The organism is Acinetobacter sp. 25-47-130 (assembly GCF_056779705.1).
Map to the genome: position 1 here is coordinate 40,695 of NZ_JBWYII010000009.1, position 20,989 is coordinate 61,683.

Annotated in this window: 20 protein-coding genes; 15 read left to right on the top strand and 5 right to left on the bottom strand. The window is 41.2% G+C overall.

Features of this window, described 5'->3' with window-relative positions; genetic code table 11:
• Window positions 1-41: 41 nt before the first annotated feature.
• Window positions 42-611, top strand: coding sequence for a 1,6-anhydro-N-acetylmuramyl-L-alanine amidase AmpD (gene ampD / locus AC1M83_RS10875; protein WP_481590658.1), 570 nt, complete (start codon window positions 42-44; stop codon window positions 609-611).
• A 68-nt stretch (window positions 612-679) separates the two neighbouring features.
• Window positions 680-2,233, top strand: coding sequence for a murein biosynthesis integral membrane protein MurJ (murJ, locus tag AC1M83_RS10880; RefSeq protein WP_481590711.1), 1,554 nt, complete (start codon window positions 680-682; stop codon window positions 2,231-2,233).
• A 74-nt stretch (window positions 2,234-2,307) separates the two neighbouring features.
• Here the strand turns inward: murJ and bamJ (AC1M83_RS10885) are convergent, their stop codons facing one another.
• The 5 genes from bamJ (AC1M83_RS10885) to AC1M83_RS10905 all read right to left on the bottom strand — a co-directional run bounded on the left by bamJ (AC1M83_RS10885) (window position 2,308) and on the right by AC1M83_RS10905 (window position 7,676).
• Window positions 2,308-2,997 carry a BamJ family beta-barrel-assembly machinery protein gene (bamJ, locus tag AC1M83_RS10885; RefSeq protein ID WP_481590659.1) on the bottom strand — a complete coding sequence of 230 codons (690 nt, stop codon included), beginning with the start codon at window positions 2,995-2,997 and terminating at the stop codon, window positions 2,308-2,310.
• Window positions 2,998-3,044: 47 nt separating this feature from the next.
• Window positions 3,045-3,752, bottom strand: coding sequence for a BamJ family beta-barrel-assembly machinery protein (bamJ, locus tag AC1M83_RS10890; RefSeq protein ID WP_035267750.1), 708 nt, complete (start codon window positions 3,750-3,752; stop codon window positions 3,045-3,047).
• A gap of 182 nt (window positions 3,753-3,934) precedes the next feature.
• Window positions 3,935-6,127 (bottom strand): polysaccharide biosynthesis tyrosine autokinase, encoded by a 2,193-nt coding sequence (locus AC1M83_RS10895; RefSeq protein ID WP_481590660.1) that lies wholly within the window; start codon window positions 6,125-6,127, stop codon window positions 3,935-3,937.
• Between the two features lie 17 nt (window positions 6,128-6,144).
• The gene (locus AC1M83_RS10900) at window positions 6,145-6,573 is read right to left on the bottom strand and encodes a low molecular weight protein-tyrosine-phosphatase (RefSeq protein WP_481590661.1); all 429 of its coding nucleotides are present in this window, start codon (window positions 6,571-6,573) and stop codon (window positions 6,145-6,147) included.
• Window positions 6,573-7,676 carry a polysaccharide biosynthesis/export family protein gene (locus tag AC1M83_RS10905; protein ID WP_481590662.1) on the bottom strand — a complete coding sequence of 368 codons (1,104 nt, stop codon included), beginning with the start codon at window positions 7,674-7,676 and terminating at the stop codon, window positions 6,573-6,575. Before AC1M83_RS10905 ends, AC1M83_RS10900 begins: the two co-directional genes overlap by 1 nt.
• 240 nt (window positions 7,677-7,916) lie before the next feature.
• On the opposite strand from AC1M83_RS10905, the gene tviB reads away from it, so the two are divergent.
• The 13 genes from tviB to AC1M83_RS10970 all read left to right on the top strand — a co-directional run bounded on the left by tviB (window position 7,917) and on the right by AC1M83_RS10970 (window position 20,962).
• Complete coding sequence (tviB, locus tag AC1M83_RS10910; RefSeq protein ID WP_481590663.1) at window positions 7,917-9,194, top strand: Vi polysaccharide biosynthesis UDP-N-acetylglucosamine C-6 dehydrogenase TviB; 1,278 nt, start codon at window positions 7,917-7,919, stop codon at window positions 9,192-9,194.
• Between the two features lie 15 nt (window positions 9,195-9,209).
• Window positions 9,210-10,232 carry an NAD-dependent epimerase/dehydratase family protein gene (locus tag AC1M83_RS10915; protein ID WP_481590664.1) on the top strand — a complete coding sequence of 341 codons (1,023 nt, stop codon included), beginning with the start codon at window positions 9,210-9,212 and terminating at the stop codon, window positions 10,230-10,232.
• Window positions 10,233-10,242: 10 nt separating this feature from the next.
• Window positions 10,243-11,415, top strand: coding sequence for a lipopolysaccharide biosynthesis protein (locus tag AC1M83_RS10920; RefSeq protein ID WP_481590665.1), 1,173 nt, complete (start codon window positions 10,243-10,245; stop codon window positions 11,413-11,415).
• The gene (locus AC1M83_RS10925; RefSeq protein ID WP_481590666.1) at window positions 11,415-12,008 is read left to right on the top strand and encodes an acyltransferase; all 594 of its coding nucleotides are present in this window, start codon (window positions 11,415-11,417) and stop codon (window positions 12,006-12,008) included. The genes AC1M83_RS10920 and AC1M83_RS10925 overlap by 1 nt, the downstream gene beginning before the upstream one ends.
• Window positions 12,009-12,110: 102 nt before the next feature.
• Complete coding sequence (locus tag AC1M83_RS10930; RefSeq protein ID WP_481590667.1) at window positions 12,111-12,656, top strand: acyltransferase; 546 nt, start codon at window positions 12,111-12,113, stop codon at window positions 12,654-12,656.
• A gap of 29 nt (window positions 12,657-12,685) precedes the next feature.
• Window positions 12,686-13,804 carry a glycosyltransferase gene (locus AC1M83_RS10935; protein WP_481590668.1) on the top strand — a complete coding sequence of 373 codons (1,119 nt, stop codon included), beginning with the start codon at window positions 12,686-12,688 and terminating at the stop codon, window positions 13,802-13,804.
• Window positions 13,801-14,895, top strand: a complete 1,095-nt coding sequence (locus AC1M83_RS10940) for a glycosyltransferase (RefSeq protein ID WP_481590669.1) — start codon at window positions 13,801-13,803, stop codon at window positions 14,893-14,895. The genes AC1M83_RS10935 and AC1M83_RS10940 overlap by 4 nt, the downstream gene beginning before the upstream one ends.
• A complete protein-coding gene (locus tag AC1M83_RS10945; RefSeq protein ID WP_481590670.1) occupies window positions 14,892-16,058 on the top strand; it encodes a glycosyltransferase family 4 protein in 1,167 nt (388 codons plus the stop codon). The genes AC1M83_RS10940 and AC1M83_RS10945 overlap by 4 nt, the downstream gene beginning before the upstream one ends.
• Window positions 16,052-16,594: a serine O-acetyltransferase gene (locus AC1M83_RS10950; RefSeq protein ID WP_104498391.1), complete on the top strand. Its 543-nt coding sequence runs from the start codon at window positions 16,052-16,054 to the stop codon at window positions 16,592-16,594. Before AC1M83_RS10945 ends, AC1M83_RS10950 begins: the two co-directional genes overlap by 7 nt.
• Before the next feature lie 16 nt (window positions 16,595-16,610).
• The gene (locus tag AC1M83_RS10955) at window positions 16,611-17,213 is read left to right on the top strand and encodes a sugar transferase (protein WP_481590671.1); all 603 of its coding nucleotides are present in this window, start codon (window positions 16,611-16,613) and stop codon (window positions 17,211-17,213) included.
• Window positions 17,213-17,872, top strand: coding sequence for an acetyltransferase (locus AC1M83_RS10960; RefSeq protein WP_481590672.1), 660 nt, complete (start codon window positions 17,213-17,215; stop codon window positions 17,870-17,872). Before AC1M83_RS10955 ends, AC1M83_RS10960 begins: the two co-directional genes overlap by 1 nt.
• 19 nt (window positions 17,873-17,891) lie before the next feature.
• Window positions 17,892-19,067 (top strand): DegT/DnrJ/EryC1/StrS family aminotransferase, encoded by a 1,176-nt coding sequence (locus AC1M83_RS10965; RefSeq protein WP_481590673.1) that lies wholly within the window; start codon window positions 17,892-17,894, stop codon window positions 19,065-19,067.
• A gap of 50 nt (window positions 19,068-19,117) precedes the next feature.
• Window positions 19,118-20,962 carry a polysaccharide biosynthesis protein gene (locus AC1M83_RS10970; protein ID WP_481590674.1) on the top strand — a complete coding sequence of 615 codons (1,845 nt, stop codon included), beginning with the start codon at window positions 19,118-19,120 and terminating at the stop codon, window positions 20,960-20,962.
• Window positions 20,963-20,989: the final 27 nt, after the last annotated feature.

The following is a 20,989-nucleotide window of genomic DNA, read 5'->3' on the forward strand; positions in this document are numbered from 1 at the left end:
GATGAATTGTCATAAGTTGCAAACACGGATTGAGATCACACATGTCGAATGTACCCAAGCTTCAAGTGGTAGATGGTGTATTACAAGGTGCAAGATTTATTGCTTCACCAAATTTTAATCAAAGACCAGACCATACTGACATTCAACTGGTGGTCATCCACAATATTAGCTTACCGCCCTCACAGTTTGGAGGAGGCTATATTGAGCAGTTTTTCCAAAATAAACTAGATTGGAATGAACATCCTTATTTTAAAACCATTGAAGGGATGCAGGTCTCAGCACATTTATTGATTTCAAGGTCAGGCGAAATTTTACAGTTTGTTAACTTTAAAGACCGTGCTTGGCATGCGGGACGCTCTACGTATATGGCAAATCCAGAATGCAATGATTATTCGATTGGCATTGAACTCGAGGGTAGTGATGATCAAGATTTTACGGAACAACAATACCAAGCTTTAGTTGAGGTCGTGGCAACACTTCAACACGCTTATCCTAAAATTAAAAGTCATATCGCAGGGCATTCAGATATTGCACCTGGACGAAAGACCGATCCAGGACCGCATTTTCAATGGGCTTATTTTAGAGATCAATTAAAACAACGAAAAATGTGATGTTTTGTCGAATGAAATAACAATTTAAAAGCGAAGTTTTATTACAATATCGTCAATCTTTTTAAGTGGTGAATATGATGGCGCTTTGGCGATCCACCTTTATTGTGAGTGCAATGACCATGTTGTCTCGTGTCATGGGGCTTATTCGAGACATGGTGCTGTTAAATGTGTTCGGGGCAGGTAAAGACTTCGATACTTTTGTCGTAGCGTTTCGTATTCCCAACTTTTTTAGGCGTCTTTTTGCCGAAGGTGCATTTTCCCAAGCATTTATTCCTGTTCTCACAGAATATAAAACCACCAAACTCCATGCTGAAGTTCAGATCCTAATTAGTCGGGTATTTGGATGTTTGCTGACCGTGATGACTGCATTAACTTTGCTGTGTATGATTGTTGCACCTGCGATATTGTATGTTTATGCGCCAGGATTTCATGCCGATGCAGCCAAATTTGATTTATCAGTCGACTTATTCCGTCTCACCATTCCCTACCTGATGTTTATGTCGCTGACGGCATTTGCTAGCAGTATCTTAAACAGTTATGGCTCGTTCACCACACCGGCATTCGCGCCAGTATTGTTGAATATTGCTATGATTGCAGGGGCTTTGTGGTTATCTCCACATATGGAAACACCCATTATGGCATTGGGTTGGGCAGTGGTGTTTGCTGGCATTTTGCAATTAGCCCTACAAATTCCGGAACTGTGGCGCAAAAAACTCCTGATCCCACCCAAAGTTGATTTTAAGCACGAAGGTGTCGAGCGTATTTTAAAACTAATGTTGCCTGCACTGTTTGGGGTTTCAGTCACACAAATTAATTTGCTGCTCAATACCATTTGGGCGTCTTTTATGCAAAATGGTTCTGTGTCATGGCTTTATACTGCAGAACGGATGACCGAATTGCCTTTGGGCTTAATTGGTGTAGCCATTGGAACGGTGATTCTGCCTGCACTCTCTGCGCGTAAAGCTGAACAGGATCAAACTAAATTTAAGACCATGTTAGATTGGGCTGCACGTGTCATCGTATTTGCTGGTATCCCAGCCAGTATCGCTTTATTTATGTTGTCTACACCGATTATTCAAGCGCTGTTCCAACACGGTGCTTTTGATGCACGAGCGACAGAAATGACCGCTTTGGCATTACAATGTATGAGTGGTGGTGTTTTGGCATTTATGTTGATTAAAGTCTTTGCTCCTGGATTTTATGCGATTCAAGATACCAAAACCCCAGTACGTGTTGGCCTAATGGCCGTTGCAGCCAATGCCATTCTCAATGTGGTTTTTATTGGTATCTTCAAATGGATGGGCTGGGAAGAACTCCATATGGCATTGGCGTTGTCATCTACAGGTTCTGCTTTAGTCAATGCAGGGATGCTATATTTCTATTTACACAAGCGTGAAATATTCCGATTTGGTCCGCACTGGAAAAAGTTATTTTTCCAATTTATGGTGGGCAACGCCGTGATGATCGCAGCCCTATGGTATGGCCTAAGCTGGTATAACCCAGATGTAGCGCCGTGGATTCGTGTATTTGAAGTGCTTGCTCTTTGTGTATTAGGTGTGGTTGCCTATGTAATGGGTTTATTTGCGACTGGCTTTAGACCAAGACAGTTAAAACACGGCTAATGCTTCAAACAGACTCTCAATAAAAACATAAAAAAACATCGCTTCCGCGATGTTTTTTATAAGTTATGTGAACATTAAGGCAAAACTTTTAAAAGTTCGACATCAAAGATTAAGGTGCTGTTCGGCTCTATCGCATCGCCTGAACCGATCTCACCATAGGCCAAATCAGCAGGAATAAAGAAGCGGTATTTGGCACCTTCCTTCATGAGTTGTAAGCCTTCAGTCCAACCCGGAATGACTTGACTCACTTGGAATTCAACCGCTTGATTACGCGCGATCGAACTATCGAATACCGTCCCATCGATCAAACGCCCTTCATAATGAACTTTCACTTTTGACGTCGCTTTAGGTGTTTTGCCTTGACCTTGCTGAATCACTTGATATTGCAGCCCTGTTGGTCGTGTGACAATGCCTGCTTTCTTGGCATTCTCTTGTAAAAATTGCTGCCCAGATTTTAAATTTTCTGCAGCTAATTTTTGAAATTCAATCAGCTGTTTCGATTCGCTTTGCTTTTTGTATTTGGTTAAAGCCTGCGCCATTTCTTGATCGGTTAAACTCGATTTTTGACCGGTTGAGCCTTGTTTCAATCCTTCAATAAAGGCATCCAAATTAATATCTTTTAATGTATCCGCATTAGTGCGTCCCATCACATAGCCATAGCTATATCCGAGCTGATCTTTTTCAGTACTTTTATTGCTAATGTTTGCCGCAAATGAGCCAGAGCTGAGGATCATCAGACTGCTTAATATAGAGATTTTTTTCATCATTCAAATCCAAAAAAGGAGAGCTGAAGGCTCTCCTTTTGATTAACTTATTTGACTTCGATTAATTCAACATCAAAAATGAGTGTGCTGTTTGGTGGAATCGTACCAGGAACACCCTGTTCACCATAAGCCAGATTCGATGGAATATATAAGGTTGCTTTACCGCCTTCCTTCATCAATTGTAGGCCTTCGGTCCATCCAGGGATGACCTGATTCAACGGAAATTCAATCGGTTCACCACGTTCAACCGAGCTATCAAAGACTTTGCCATCAAGTAATTTACCGGTGTAATGCACTTTAACCACGGAGTTTGCAGCAGGTTGTTTGCCTGTACCTTCTTTGCTGACGAGATACTGCAAACCAGAAGCAGTTGTTTTAACATTCGGTTTTTTTGCATTTTCAGCAAGGAAGCTATTGCTTTGTGCATTGGCAGCTTTAGAGTCTTCGACTTTCTTTTCTTCTAATTCTTTTTGTAAAGCCACATAAGCAGTTTGTAGTTCTTCATCGGTATAGGCACGTTCTTTTTTAGCATGCGCTTCACGGACACCGACAATAAACGGATCAATGGCAACTTCAGGAGGAGTTTGGCTGGCAACTTCATAACCCAGTGCATAACTGATTTTATCAATCGGTTTTGCATCAGCAGTCATGCTAGAAACTGTCGCAGATGTTGGATGTTGACTTGCATAATAAACAGGGACGAGCGCAGCACCGCCTAAAACGACAGCAACAGCGATGGGTAAAGCTTTACTCATGAGATTTCCAATTTTTTTCAATTATCTGTGCGACATTCTAAAATCGCGGAACCAAAACAGCATAGCGTCAATTCACTTTCAGCGATATAGAATTTCAATGAAATCAACAAAATTTCACAAATATAAAGTGTTTGATCGGCATAAAAAAAGCCTGAATAGATCAGGCTTTTATTCAACAATAATTAATCATTGTCCTTTGATGCTTTATATGCATACGCATAGTTATAGCCATATCCGTAACCATAACCGCCAGCACTACGTTGAATGTCATTTAAAATAAAGCCATTTACTTTCACACCGGCTTGTTCGAAACGATTGACTGTGATTTCGAGTTCTTTCATTTGTGTCTTCGCATAGCGAGCAATGACCAGATTTACACCTGCATATTGCGAAATGATAATACCGTCAGTCACCGCAAGTATAGGTGGCGTGTCAATGATCACATGATCAAACTGTGTTGAAAGCTGTTCAAGCAACTGTTTGAATTTTTCAGAACTCAACATCTCAGATGGATTGCTCGGACTCTTACCACGAGTGATCACACTTAAACCAGAGACTTCAGTGTCTCGAATAATATTTTGTAGAGAGTGCTGATCAGTCATGTAATCAGTCAAACCTGGCTGTGTTTCAATATTGAAATATTTGTGTAGATAACCACGACGTAAGTCAGCATCAATAATCAAAACACGTTTGTCGGCTTGCGCTAATATTGTTGCTAAATTGGTTGAAATAAATGATTTACCCACTTCAGGTGCAGGACCAGAAATCATAATCACATTATTTCGAGCTGAACTCAGCGCAAAATGAATCGCCGTGCGCATACTGCGTAAACTTTCAATCGCAATATCATCGCTGTTCTTAATGGCAAGAATTGGGATTTTCTTATGCTTTTTCAGCATCTTAATTCGGCTTTCTTGTACTGGCGAACGCGGTACTGTTGCATAAACCGGTAGATCTAATTCATTTTCAATTTGACTAGAATCTTTGATGCCTGAACGCATCATATTACGTAACAGCGCCAGAAGTGTCCCGAGGAAACCGCCAACAAATATCGATAACACTAAAACAATCAGTTTCTTGGGTTTAATTGGTTCAATTGGTTCTACGGCCGTATCAACAATACGAACATTGCCAATTTCCCCCGCTTTCGCAATACGAAGTTGTTGGTACGAATTCAGCAAAGCTGTATACAACTGTTGTTTGACTTCAACTTCACGGAATAACTGTAGATAGCGACGTTGCAAGTCTGGGAGTTGTTTTAAGGTGCCATCCAATTCATTGATTTTTTTATTGATCGCACCAAGTTGAGCGTTCATTTGTTGCATGATTGGATGTTCATTGGTGTATTTCGCACCCGCTTCAGCCACTTTTTGCTCAAGTTCAGCTTTTTGTGTTTCTAAAGCAACGCTTTGTGTTAAATACAATTCAGATTCTTTGGTGACATCAACCGTATTAAAGCCTTGACGGAATTTGTTAAATTCACGTTCGGCGACATCCAGTTGTTGTTTTAGTTCTGGGAGTTGTTCATCCAAGAATTTCAATGTTTGAGCTGTTTCAGCAGAACGTCGTTCTACATTTTGCTGACTATACGCATTTAAAATCGTGTTCAGGACTTTTGTAATATGTTCTTTGTCTTGACCTTGATAGTTTAGCCCTAGAACTCCAGTCATTTTCCCTTTTTCAGCCACTGAATAGTTGGCCAAAAGTGATTTCATCGCAGCTGGTAAAGATTGTTTGGTGATGAGATAGCCGTCATTCAGTTGATCTTGTGTGCGAATCTCAACTTTCCATACGCCATCACGGGTAGAGCTTTGATTGAGTTGGTTTACTGAACCTTTTAGCACCACTTCTTCGGTTTTTATATCCGTCAGGGTAAATTGTTTCTCAGTAAAATTAAGTGCCAATGCACGGTCACGAAATTTCTGAGGAACATGGAAATGGGGAATCGCAAAAGATTGTTCGTCATCGTTAAAAATTACAGATTGACGTGAATAGTTGGTCGAATAGTCATGTGGTGCAAACAACCGATCGAAAAATGAGTTTTGAGTTCCTTCAATTTTCAAATCAAGATTCAATTGATTGATCACTGAGCCGAGGACTAATCGAGATTTCAGGATTTCAATTTCTGCTTGAGCAGGTTGTTTCTGCTCAATCATACTTGATAGATCACCCAAAAGTGCTGCAGAGGCACCTTTGCTTTCTTCAACTTGAACCAAAGCATCTACAGAATAAGTATCTGGTGTTGTACGTAAGTAGAGTAGGGCACAGACCAGACTCAAAATCACACATAAGGCAATCAATTTCCATTGTGCGATTAATGAAAAAAATAATTCTTTTAAATCAATTGTATCTTCGGTATTCGCGGTTTGACTCATAATCTTTATTCAAAATATTAAAGGTGTTTTTTCCAATCAGCGATACAATTCTGAATCAACTGACAGGTGTCATTAAAGAATGCTTGATCGTGTTGATAGGGATCCGCAATATTTTTTTCACGCCAGTGCCCCAAGCGAAAGGTTTTTCCTTTTGCGTATGGCCATGTTTGTTCGATATGCTTCTGTTGGTTCTGGCTCATGACAAGAATCAAATCCGCATTTTTGACCAATTCAGCATTCAGTTTACGCGCCACATGATCTTGCATATTTATACCGAAGTTTTGCATACATTGTAATGCTTTATCATCTGCTGGATGACCAACTAGACCAGAAATACCAGCAGAGTGAATTTTTCGATCAGGGTATGCATCTTTTAGGAAATACTCTGCCATGGGGCTTCGACAGATATTTCCAATACAGACCACTAAGATATTTTTAAAATTCATTAATTCCCCAAACGATCTAAATTATATAAAGCATTGGAGAAAGGAATCACCTGGTTAACTACACGTTGCCAGCGCGTTAGACCCGTTGCATCAACATAGACAATATCATTACTTTGCATTTTAAACTGATTGGCGAGACCAAAATTAGCAATGCTAGACAGATCCATATGGAAGATTTCAGTCATCGGTGAGTCACTTTGACTTCTAACGACGTAAATTTTACTGCTGCTTGCTGACAATGGATTCAGGCCTAAGCTCTCCCCAATCACATCACTCAAAGTCATGCCTTGATCACGCATCGGCAGGGACTGGTTTTTACCTGACTCACCCATGACATAGATTTTTTGGTTTTCGCGAGAGTTGACATAAATCGTATCGTTAGCTTGCACCAAAAGATTGTGTAGCGAAAACCCTGCTTTCTCAAGTTCAATCGAATTTAAATTATAAGTTTGACCATTTCGAACGAGGCTAATCGATGTATTCGCACCAAATTGTGTGTTGACGCCACCAGCTAAGCCAAGCGCCGTATAGATACTGGTGGGTTGATCATTTAGTGTATATTGACCACCTTTCATGACATTGCCCTGTACTGAATAACGTTGACCTTGGTAAGACAAAACTCGAGCGATGACATCAGGTGTTTTTAAATAACGGGCAAGTAACTGACGAAGTTCTTGATTCACTTGATCTAAACTTTTGCCAGCCGCTTTATAACGTCCAATAATCGGAAATTGAATATACCCACGAGAGTCGATTTGATAGCCGTTAGATTTAATGGCTTCTTCATTATTAATGGTATTGGTGGGCGGTGTAATTTCTGGATATGCCCATAGATAAATGGATAATACGTCACCAGCACTGAGTAGATATTGTTTTTGATTTTGTAGAAACAAATGTCCCAAATCTTGGTGAACATTGACTTGTGCAGGTTGAACAGCAAAAAGGGACTCTTGAGTGAGTTTGATGACATTGACTTGAGTGCCCAAATCCGTCTGAAAAACACCTTCTTCAGGTAAGTCATAGGTTTGAAGACCTGAGGTAACAGCACATCCTGTAAAGCTTAAACTTAATGCCAACAGCAAACTATAACGATAGTGACTCACTCGTATTCCTATATTGTATACATTTATGATTATTCAAAAATTAATCTTAACTTAACTAAATAAAGTTAAGCGACATTTTATACCAATTAAAACAATAAATATATCTTAACCAAGCTATCTTTATGTTTTAAATGCAGAAAGTATAACTTCTCTGACTTAAAGGAGTTTAATAAGAGTAATTTTTATCAAACTATTAATGATGTAGAATATCCATTTTAGAGCATATATAAGGCTTCAGAGATGTATGATCTCTATAATCTAAAAATTGCCATTATCGGATTGGGTTACGTCGGTTTACCGCTCGCTGTTGAGTTTGGTAAAAAAGTGCCAGTCGTGGGCTTTGATATCCATCAAAAACGCATTGATGAGTTGCGTAAGGGGCATGACCATACATTAGAGGTTTCATCAGAAGAGTTAGCGCAGTCTACGCAGTTGATTTATAGTGCGAATTTAGAAGATCTAAAAGACTGTAATTTATATATTGTCACAGTGCCAACACCAATTGATGAATATAAACAGCCAGATCTTATCCCACTTGTTAAAGCATCGCAAAGTATTGGGCAAGTTCTGAAAAAAGGCGATGTGGTGGTCTATGAATCTACGGTATACCCAGGTGCGACAGAAGAAATCTGTATTCCTGAACTAGAAAAAGCATCAGGTCTTAAATTTAACCAAGACTTCTTTGCAGGTTATAGTCCTGAGCGTATTAACCCAGGTGATAAATTGCACCGTGTCACCAATATTTTAAAAATCACTTCAGGTTCAACGCCAGAAGTCGCTGACTTTGTCGATGAAGTTTATAACTTGATTATTGAAGCTGGTACCCATAAAGCAGCGAGTATCAAAGTCGCTGAAGCAGCTAAAGTGATTGAAAACACCCAACGTGACGTGAACATCGCGCTGATCAATGAGCTTGCAGTGATCTTTAATAAAATGGGCATTGATACCGAAGCGGTGCTGCAAGCGGCTGGCACGAAATGGAATTTCTTACCTTTCCGTCCGGGTCTAGTGGGTGGTCACTGTATCGGTGTGGATCCGTACTATTTAACCCATAAAGCCCAAGCGATTGGCTATCATCCTGAAATTATTTTGGCAGGTCGTCGTCTCAATGATGGCATGGGTGCGTATGTGGTGACTCAGCTTGTGAAAGCCATGCTAAAAAAACGCATTCAGGTGGAAGATGCCAAAGTCCTGATTTTGGGTCTCAGCTTTAAAGAAAACTGCCCCGATATTCGCAATACCCGCATCATTGATATCGTGAATGAACTCAAAGAATATCATATTGATGCCGATGTCTATGACCCATGGATTGATGCTCAAGAAGCTAAGCATGAATATGGCATTCAGCCAATTTCGACTTTAGAAAATGGCAAATATGATGCCGTGATTTTAGCGGTGGCACATGATCAGTTTAAAGCGATGGGTGCAGATGCTATCCGTGCTTTGGGTAAATCTGAACATGTATTGTATGACTTGAAATATGTGTTATCTCAAGCCGAATCTGATTTGCGTTTGTAAGAGGACATATTTTTCATGAATCAATATCAACAGGTATGTGAGCAACTGAAAGTGCAGCCAAAAACATGGCTGGTGACAGGCGTTGCAGGTTTTATCGGCTCAAACCTTTTAGAAACTTTACTCAAGCTTGATCAAACTGTGGTGGGTTTAGATAACTTTGCTACAGGTCATCAGTATAATTTAGATGAAGTGCAAGCATCTGTGACCACAGAGCAGTGGGCGAAATTCAGCTTTATTGAAGGTGACATCCGTCAATTTGCCGATTGTCAAAAAGCCTGTGCCGGTGTGGATTATGTTTTGCATCAAGCGGCTCTGGGTTCAGTACCACGCTCCATTGCAGACCCGATCACCACCAATGAAACCAATATCAGTGGTTTCCTCAATATGCTGACTGCGGCACGTGATGCCGCTGTTGCAAGCTTTACTTATGCGGCAAGTAGCTCAACCTATGGCGATCATCCTGCATTGCCAAAAGTCGAAGAAAATATTGGCAATCCATTGTCACCTTATGCGGTGACCAAATATGTCAATGAACTATATGCCGATGTGTTTGCCCGTAGCTATGGTTTTAAAGCCATTGGCCTGCGTTACTTTAATGTGTTTGGCCAACGCCAAGATCCAAATGGGGCCTATGCGGCGGTGATTCCAAAATGGACAGCTTCAATGATCAATGGTGAAGATGTCTTTATTAATGGCGATGGTGAAACCAGTCGTGATTTTTGTTTTATCGACAACACCGTGCAAGCCAATATTTTGGCGGCGACGGCATCGGATGAAGCCAAGAATCAGGTTTACAATGTAGCAGTCGGTGACCGTACGACATTGAATGAATTATACAATGCCATTCAATTAGCACTTGCGGAAAATGATGTGCATTTTGAACGTGATCCGGTGTACCGTGATTTCCGTGCTGGTGATGTCCGTCATTCACAAGCGAGTATTGCCAAAATTCAGCAATATTTGGGCTATGCACCTGAATTTAAAATTGCCGAAGGCATTCAACTGGCGATGCGTTGGTACGTCAATAACTTGAAATGATCTTGAGCAGATGATTGCGAAACTATTCGCAAAGTATCAGTCGATTGGGCTGATCACCTTAAGTTTATTGGCAGGTGCGATAATGACATTTATCGCACTTCCTGTTTTAACGCGCCTATATTCTGTTGCGGATTTTGGTGCATACGGCATTGCTTTAGCCATTGTCAGTGTTTTATCGACGGTGGCGAATTTACGTCTAGATCAAGCTTTATTGGTTGCTGAGGAGCAGGATAAAAAAAGCCTGATTTTTGAAGGGGCTGTATTCTCAACTATCACTGCGCTTGTCAGTGGTATTGTCATAAGCTTTATTTTAAATATTGAAATGGGGTGTGCGGTGGCGACAGGTGTGCTTGCCAATACCTTGATTCAAAGCCTATATAACTATCAATTTTCCGCGCATAAAGAATATTTTTGTGCAGGTTTAAATATTTTCCGCAGCGCGATTGTGGTGGTGGTGCAACTGTCTTTACCGCTTGTCATGCAGATCAGTTTGGTGAACAGTTATAACATCAGCTCGATTCTCATGATTGTGGCGGTGTTGGTTTATTTGCTGAAGTATCAACTGTATCAAGTCAGTTGGCAGGCATTTAAACATTACAAAGATTTTATATATGCTAATACGCCACATGCGTTGTTAAATAGTTTCTCGCATAATTTACCCTACTATGTGTTGTCGCATTTTGTCGGTGTGCAGGCGATGGGTTTCTATGCCATTGTCGAGCGGACTTTGCGTGTACCGATCAATCTGATTTCACAAACCCTACGTCAATTCTTTATTCGTAAGTTTAAAACCACAGATTCAAATCAAAATGTCTTGAAGGCAAGTGTGCTGTTAAGCTTGGTTTCTCTGCCTTTATTTGCCACTTTCTTTATCTTGCCTGAATCACTGTATTTATGGATTTTTGGCAGTGAGTGGGTTGGCATTTCAAGCTATTTCCAAATTTTAGCTTTGGGCTATTGGGCAATTTTCTGTAATCCACCTAGCTCGGCTTTTTTGATTGCCAAACGTAACAGCCAAGTGTTGTTTAAACTGCAAATCGTGGAACTGATCATTAAGTTTGCATTATTTGCAGGTTTATATATTTTATTTGACGATAGAATTTATATGCTGTTGGCGGTGCCTGTGGCACTGATCATCTATAACTTTGCCATTTTATATGTGGTGTGGAGAAACAAAAACTGATGTTTTTTAAACTGTTAAAACTGATGAATTGGTTCACTGCACAATGTCGTCAGCAATTTTATAATGTGGCTTTTGGCACTAAGTTTCGCTATTTCGGCAAAGGCTGTACCGTGGATATTAGTGGACAGGTCAAGATCGGCAACAATGTCTATATTGGCGATCATGTCAGCCTCATTGTTGAAAATGGTGCAGTGCTTGAGATTGCCGACAATAGTTTTATTGGTGAAAACTGCTACATCAAATGCTTTGGTGGCAAAGTCATGATTGGCAAAGATGTCAGCATTAATTCTAAGTCCTATATCAATGGCTGTGGTGGTGTAACCATTGGTGACAACACCCGAATTGGCACACAAAGCATTATTATTGCGAGTAATCATAAGTTTGGTGAGCCTGATGTTTTGGTCAAAGATGCGATTACCAAACTCGGTGTGAGCCTTGGTGAAAACATTTGGCTGGGTGCACGCGTGACCGTGTTGGATGGCGTGAATATTCCAAGCAATAGTGTGATTGGTGCCTGTAGTTTGGTGTCTAAACCGCTTGATGATGCTGGGGTTTATGTCGGTAGTCCTGTCAAAAAAATCAAAGCGCTTTAAAACAAGGTTCACGTGACTTTCACACGCATATCTTCAAGCGCATTTTCAGCGTAAAATATCTAATGATTTTCCTCCTTTTAGAACCTGACATAGGTCATGTATATGGCATTTATTGTTTCTGCTCTTCGACAATTGTTTGATTTGGCTTATTTTATGGCTAAAGGCAGTGTGGCATATGCACGTAAAAAGGGTGTGAAAATCGGTGAAAACTGCCGAATTTATATTAAAAGTTGGGGCTCAGAACCGTTTTTAGTCTCTATAGGGGATCATGTCACGGTCACTTCAGGCGTGAAATTTATTACTCATGATGGCAGTACTTGTTTGGTCAAAGATGAACAAGGTAAACGCTATCAACGCTTTGCGCCAATTCAAGTTGGCTCGCATGTATTTATTGGGGTCAATAGCATTATTATGCCGGGCGTAACTATTGGTTCGAATGTAGTGATTGGCGCAGGTTCAGTGGTCACCAAAGATATTCCTGACAATAGTGTGGCGATTGGTGTGCCAGCCAAAGTGGTCTCAAACTTTGCCGATTATCAAACCAAAATTCAAAGCACCTGTGCCAGTGATAGTGATCTAGTCGGCATCACGGATTACTGCGAGCGTGTTGAACGTGCCATGCAATTGCAACAGCAAAAATCTTCTTAACTCATTCTCCCCACATTTTAGGTTGTTATATGCTGAGTAAAGTCATGTTTTTCTTGCCAACGTTAGGCGGTGGCGGTGCAGAGCGTACCGTGATCCAACTGGCAAATAACTTGGTACAGCAGGGGCGCGATGTGGATGTAGTGGTCTGTGATTTAAGTGGAGAAAAAGCCAAATTATTGCCTGAAGTCGACTCTAAAATTCAGCTGATTGACCTCAATTGCGGGCGTGTGTTTCGTGCCATTCAACCTTTAAAACAACTCTTAAAAGCCATACCTTATGATGCGGTGATTGCCACGCAAAGTCATAGCAATATCGTCTGTGCCATTGCAAAACGTTTGGCGAAAAGTCAGAGTAAACTGATTTTACGTGAAGTGTCGACACCCTCAAAAAATATGAAGCTGACAGGGCTGAAAAAGTTTGTATTTAACCGTTTGGTGAATTGGACCTATTGCAGTGCGGATCAAGTGATCTGTGTATCGAATGGTGTATTGGACGATTTTAAGCAGTACTATCATTATGCTGAAGATAATCTCAGCACCATTTATAACCCTGTGATTGATAGTAGTTATTTGCAAAAACTCAAAGCACCGGTACAACATCGATTCTTTAGCCAAGGTCATCAAGTGGTGTTGGCGGTTGGTCGTTTAACCGAAGCCAAGAATTTTGGATTGCTGATTCGCGCTTTCCATGAGTTACATCAAATCCATCCTGAAACTCGTCTCATTATTTTAGGTGAAGGCGAGTTACGTGCTGAATTTGAAGCCTTAATTAAGGAACTGAATTTAACCGACGTGGTAGATTTACCAGGATTTGATCCAAATCCATATGCCTATTTTAAATATGCTTCACTGTTTGTTTTAAGCTCGAATTGGGAAGGTTTACCGGGTGTGTTGATTCAGGCATTGGCCTCCAACGTCAAAGTGGTCAGTACGGATTGTCCAAGTGGTCCACGTGAAATTTTGGCAGACGGTCAGTTTGGTCTACTGGTACCATGTGATGATCAAAAAGCTTTAAGTCATGCTATGCATCAAGCGCTGTATCATGATTATGTCGAGTTTGATGCTGAAGACTTTAAGCAACATTGTTTGCAATTCCATAAAGATACCGTGGTGCATCAGTACCGAGATTTGTTGGGGTCAAAGGCATGACTAAACCCTTAATGGTGCATGTCATCACCAACTTTGCAGGCGTCGGTGGTGCTGAGATGATCTTGGCACGTTTGATTCAATATACTGAAGATCAGTATCAGCATGTCATTATTGCTTTGATGAAAACCTCCGAGGTCTATCAAAGCACGCTTGATCGTTGTCAGTCATATTATGCACTGCAGTGGAATGGCCTAAATACCTTGGGCACGATTCAAAAACTGCGTGGTTTACTGAAAAAATTACAACCAAAAACAGTGCAATGTTGGATGTACCATGCCAATGCGTTGACCAGTCTCAGTGTCATCGGTTTAGCCCAAAAACCAAATGTGGTGTGGGGCATTCATCATTCATTGGCATCTCCAAAAGATGAATCGATCAGCACCAAAATCGCACTCGCTTTAAGTAAAGTTTTATCGAAACAACCTAACGCCATTATTTACTGTGCGCATTCATCTAAACAGCAACATAGCGATTATGGCTTTAAAAATGCCAATCAACATGTAATTGCCAATGGTGTATTTCTTGATAAATTTCAGCCGAATGCGCAGTTGCATCAACCGATCATGATCGGTTTTGCAGGCACGTATAGACATGCCAAAGGCTATCCATATTTGTTTGAAACCATGGGTTTACTTAAAAATGAAAACATTATTTTTAAAATTGCAGGTTCAGGCGCCAGTTTAGAAAACCCAGACGTTAAAGCCTTATTTGAGCAATATCAGTTAGATCATCAAAAAGTCCATTTGCTTGATCAAATTTCAGATATGCCGGCTTTTTATCAATCCATTGATGCATTTCTGATGACCTCAATTACGGAAGGTTTTCCGAATGTCTTAGTCGAAGCGATGGCATCGGGTTTACCGTGTATCAGTACAGATGTGGGTGATGCCAAATACATTGTGCAGGATTTAGGCAGTATTGTGCCACCAAGAAATGCCCAAGCCTTGGCAGATGCGATTTTGGCGTATGCACAAAAAACCGAGGCAGAAAAACAAGGCTTAAAACAAGCAACGCGTGAACGGGTCGAGCAGAATTTCAGTATTGCAACCGTCAGCCGTCAATATATGCAGGTGTGGAGCCAACAGGCATGAAATTTTTAATGATCAGTAGTTTTTTGCCGTCAGTACTGAATTTTCGTGGCAAATTATTGGAAGCCATTGCTTCCCAAGGCTATGAAATTCACATCATGGCACCTGATTTTGCAAGCTTTCCCGAAGAACAGAAAAAGTTACAAGCACTTGGCTATCACTTACATGAAATTCCGATGCAACGCACGGGTACCAATCCACTAGCGGACTTAAAACTGTTGAAAAACCTGTATCAACAGATTCGTCATATTCAGCCTGATTATGTGCTGTCGTATACCATTAAACCGGTGATTTATGGCACGCTTGCGTCATGGCTTGCCAAAGTACAGCATCGTTTTGCGTTGATTACAGGTCTTGGCTATGCCTTTCAAAATGTGGAATCAGGCAAGCGCAGTCTGTTCCAAAAAATGGTACATGGCTTATATGCCCAAGCCTTAAAACATAGCGACAAAGTGTTTTTTCAAAATCCTGATGATTTAAAACTGTTCCAAGACATACACTTACTTGAAGCCAATAAACCGACTGCGGTAGTGAATGGTTCAGGCGTCAATGTACAAGATTTTGATGTCATGCCATTACCAAAAAATCAGCAAGGTCAGGTCAAAGCCTCATTCTTACTGATTGCTCGTTTATTGGGTGATAAAGGCGTGCGTGAATATGCTGAATCGGCACGCATCATCAAAGAAAAGTATCCTGAAGCGGAATTTCATTTGGTTGGTTGGATTGACGATAATCCATCTGCGATCTCGCAAGCTGAACTGGATGAATGGATGGCTGATGGTCGCCTGAAATATTGGGGTAAACTCAGTGATGTCCGTCCTGCAATTGCAGAAAGCTCAGTCTATGTCTTGCCATCGTATCGTGAAGGCACGCCGCGTACCGTATTAGAAGCTATGGCGATGGGTCGTGCGATCATTACCACCGATGCACCGGGTTGCCGTGAAACAGTGTCAAACGGTGTAAACGGTTATTTGGTCGGGGTAAAGTCAGTCGATGATTTGGTGCAGAGCATGCAATATTTTATTGAAGATCCAAAACTCATTGAGTTTATGGGACAACGTTCCCGTGAAATTGCTGTCAATAAATATGATGTGCATCAGGTGAATAAACATATGCTTGCTGCAATGGGAATCATCGATATCAATTTAGAGTCTGGCGCATGTTGATTAAATACATCAAAAGCGATTTATATCGTTATACGGGAAAAGTCAGTTTTAAATTGTTTATTAAAAACTACCTATTTAATCGCGGCTTTAATTTTTCATTTTGGTTACGTATTGCCAGTTCAAAAACGTTTTTAGCAAAACTTGCTTATCCCATTTATTATTATAAAAGAAAGCAATATGGGATCGATATTCATACCACGACTAAAATTGGCTATGGCTTATATATTGGACATGGTGGACCTTTAGTTATTAATCCCACTGCAGAGCTTGGGCATAACGTCAATTTATCTCAATTCACAACGATTGGTGCCAATGGTGGTCGTCGAGCAGCCAAAATTGGTAATAATGTTTATATTGGACCTCATGTTTGTATCGTGGAATCAATTACGATTGGTGATAATTCAACGATTGGCGCGGGTAGTGTGGTGACGAAAGATATTCCTGAAAATGCTACGGCTGTAGGAAATTATGCCAAAGTGATTCACATGAATAATGCAGGTCAATCTGTAAATAGACGTTGGACAGATCTTGACTAAGGGGCAGAGGAATTCAATGTTAAAACGTATTATTGATATCACCATTGCTTCCACGGCTTTAATTCTGCTGTCACCGGTGTATTTTATTGTGGCACGTAAGGTGAAAAAGAATTTAGGTTCACCAGTGTTATTTCGTCAGGTGCGTCCGGGTTTACATGGTAAACCGTTCGAGATGATTAAGTTCCGCACCATGAAAGATGCACTGGATACGGAGGGCAATCCATTACCCGACAGTGAGCGTCTCACACCATTTGGTAAAATGCTGCGTGCAACCAGTCTCGATGAAATGCCTGAACTGTGGAACGTGATTAAAGGCGACATGAGTATCGTGGGTCCACGTCCCTTACTCATGGAATATTTACCTTTATATAATGAAGAACAAGCCAAACGTCATAACATGCGTCCAGGCATCACCGGTTATGCGCAAGTGAATGGTCGTAATGCGATTTCATGGGAAAAAAAATTCGAACTCGATACATGGTATGTTGAACATCAGTCACTGTGGCTCGATTTCAAAATCATGCTGAAAACCGTGAAAAAAGTCATTGCCAAGGATGATATCAGTGCCGAAGGAGAAGCGACCATGACGAAATTTACCGGCACACCGGAACAAAAATAATGACAGCACTCTATGCAATTTATGGCGCTTCAGGTTGTGGGCGTAGTTTAATGCCTGTCGCTCGGCAGCAATTGGCGCGTGAACAAGATCAATCTGAAATTGTCTTTATTGATGATGCTTTGACAGAGATTGGTGTCGTGAATGGTCATCCTGCCATGAACTATCAAGCTTTTTTAAATGAATCAGCATCGACAAAATACGTGCAAATTGCGATTGCCAATAGTCGGGTACGAGAAAAAATCGCCCAGCGTTTAGAAGCAGACGGCATTCAATTGTGGTCAATCTCTGCAGATAACGTCATTTTCATGGATGAAGTGCACATCGCGGAAGGTTCAGCCTTAAGTCCATTTGTCACCATCACCACCAATATTAAAATCGGAAAATGCTTTCACGCTAATTTATATAGCTATGTCGAGCATGATTGTGTGATTGGGGATTTCGTTACTTTTGCGCCAGGCGTAAAATGCAACGGCAATATTCATATTCATGACCATGCCTATATTGGCGCAGGTGCCATGATTAAGCAGGGCACCCCCGATCAGCCTTTAGTGATTGGTAAAGGTGCGATTGTCGGCATGGGCGCCGTGGTCACCAAAAGTGTCCCTGCGGGCGCAACCGTGGTGGGCAATCCTGCGCGGATTGTCACGACTTCACAGTAATACGTTTTAGGAAAATTCCATGTTAAACAGTGCATTTGAGCCTTGGCCAAGCTTTACCCAAGCAGAAGCCGATGCGGTGTCAAACGTCCTTCTCTCCAATAAAGTTAATTATTGGACAGGGCAGGAATGCCGTGAATTTGAAAAGGAATTTGCACAGTTTGTTGGAACCCAACATGCCGTTGCGGTAGCCAATGGTACAGTGGCACTGGATTTAGCCCTGAAAGCCCTCGGCATTGGTGCAGGGGATGATGTGATTGTCACTTCACGGACGTTCTTAGCTTCAGCAAGCTCGATTGTGACCGCAGGTGCTAATCCAATTTTTGCTGATGTGGAACTCGATTCACAAAACATTTCACGCCGTACCATTGAAGCGGTGCTTACACCGAATACCAAGGCCATTATTTGTGTACATTTGGCGGGTTGGATGTGTGATATGGATCCAATCATGCAATTGGCTGAGGAAAAAGGCATCTTTGTAATTGAAGACTGCGCCCAAGCGCATGGTGCGATGTATAAGGGTAAATCCGCAGGTTCAATCGGTCATATTGGCGCGTGGTCGTTTTGCCAAGACAAGATTATGACCACTGGTGGTGAAGGCGGTATGGTCACCACCAATGATGAAAGTCTTTGGAAAGCAATGTGGTCGTACAAAGATCACGGCAAAAACTTTGATAGCGTCTATAACAAACAACATCCACTGGGTTTCCGTTGGTTACACGACTCATTTGGCACCAACTGGCGCATGATGGAAATGCAAGCGGTGATTGGTCGTTTGCAACTGAAAGAAATGCCGGAATGGACAGCAAAACGTCATGCCAATATGGCACGCATCCAAGCCGTATTTGAACATAGTCCTTATTTCACTGTCCATAAACCATCAGCCGATTATGTGCATGCAAGTTATAAATGCTATGTGCAAGTCAATATTGAGGCTTTGCCTGAAGGCTGGTCACGTGATCGCATCATGGCGGAAATCAGTGCGCAAGCTGTGCCATGTTTTAGTGGCTCATGCTCAGAAGTGTATTTAGAAAAAGCCTTTGATGAGACACCGTGGCGCCCAGCAACACGTTTATCCAATGCTCAAGTGCTTGGTGAAAGCAGTCTCATGTTCTTAGTGCATCCAACTTTATCTGAACACAGCCTGCAAAAAACCGTAGATGCGATTCAAAGCGTGATTGCCAAGATTCACGCCTAAAACAGCGTATAATCACAGCGTGCTTTTTCAGCTAATATCACTGAGCCTCAATGAAATATTTTATTCATTCTATTGCATCTTTACCGCGTCGCCAAAAACAAGTGGTTTTGGTGACTATGGACATGTGCATGTTGCCATTGATGATGTGGCTTGCTTATGCCATTCGTTTGGCACGTCCAAATGTCACCGTGATGCAAGGACTTGAGGCTTGGTATATTTATGTTGCGATCTCAGGCGTACTGATTTTCGCTTTGCTCGGGATCTACCGTGCCATTGTGCGTTCATTTAACGAAGACTATTTACTGCGGATTTCGATCGGAACATTTATTCAAATTGTGGCGTTGTATGCCATCAAAAAATTAGATATCGCCTTTATCCCAATGAGTATTCCACTCATGTATGGCTTTATGCTGTTTTCCTACATGTGGTGGAGTCGCGCAGTGATTCGTTATGCGACCCTTAAAACCTTTGCCAAAAAACAAACCCGTAAACGTGTGGCGATTTATGGGGCAGGGCTTGCAGGACAGCAAATTGCGGCCGCATTAAACCGTTCCGATGATTATCTGCCAGTCTGTTTTATTGATGATAAAAAATCATTGAAAGGGCAATCTTTAAGTGGCTTAAAGATTTATTCACCCAAAAAAGCGCAAAAGAAACTCGGTAAATTTGGTATCGAAGAAGTCTTGCTTGCCATGCCATCGGTAGGGCGTGCACGTAAAAAGGAAATTATTGAATCCTTTGAAGCCACTGATGTCAAAATCATGGAGTTGCCGGGTGTGACACAATTGGTTGATGGCAAAGTCAAAGTCTCTGATATCCGTGAAGTGGATATTATTGATTTACTCGGTCGTGATCCTGTACCGCCGAAGCCTGAGTTACTAGAAAAGAATATTAAAAATAAAGTCGTAATGGTAACCGGGGCAGGGGGCTCCATTGGCTCTGAGCTGTGTCGTCAAATCGTCAAACATCAGCCTAAAATGTTAGTGCTGTTTGAGATGTCTGAATTTGCGCTTTATTCGATTGATCGTGAATTGCAAACTTCAGATGTACAGGTGATTCCTGTTTTAGGTTCTGTGACCAATCAAGCTAAATTGGAACGTATTTTGCAACAATATAGCGTGCAAACAGTCTATCACGCAGCGGCCTATAAGCATGTGCCACTGGTTGAAGCCAATCCATTTGAAGGGATTTATAACACCTCGATTGGTACACAGCGCAGTGTTGATGCTGCTGTGGCACAAAGTGTTGAAACTTTTGTACTGATTTCGACCGATAAAGCGGTACGTCCGACCAATGTCATGGGTGCTTCAAAACGTATGGCTGAGTTGTATTGTCAGGGGTTAGCATCAACGAATCCGAAAACCCAAATCAGTATCGTACGCTTTGGTAATGTTCTGGGCTCATCGGGTTCAGTAGTACCACTTTTTAAAAAGCAAATTGCCCAAGGTGGGCCTGTGACGGTGACGCATCCTGAAGTGACACGTTATTTTATGACCATTCCTGAGGCTGCACAACTCGTGATTCAAGCGGGTGCAATGGGCACAGGTGGTGATGTATTTTTGCTAGATATGGGGGAGTCAGTCAAGATTGTTGACTTAGCTCGACAAATGATTCGCTTAAGTGGTTTTAAACCCGTTGATGAAAATGGCATTGGCGATATTGAGATTCAATTTACGGGTCTACGTCCGGGTGAAAAGTTATATGAAGAATTATTAATAAGTGGAAAAAAAATAAATATAACATCTCATCCTCGTATATTTAAAAATTATGAAAATTTTATTGAATTTAGTAATATAAGCAGGGTTTTTCAGGAGTTAAACAGTTATAGTAGTATTGCTGAAGGTGAAGTGTGTTTGTATAAAATTTTAGCTTTATATGTGGAAGGATATAAGTAAATTGAAAGTTAATAAACGAGAATTAAG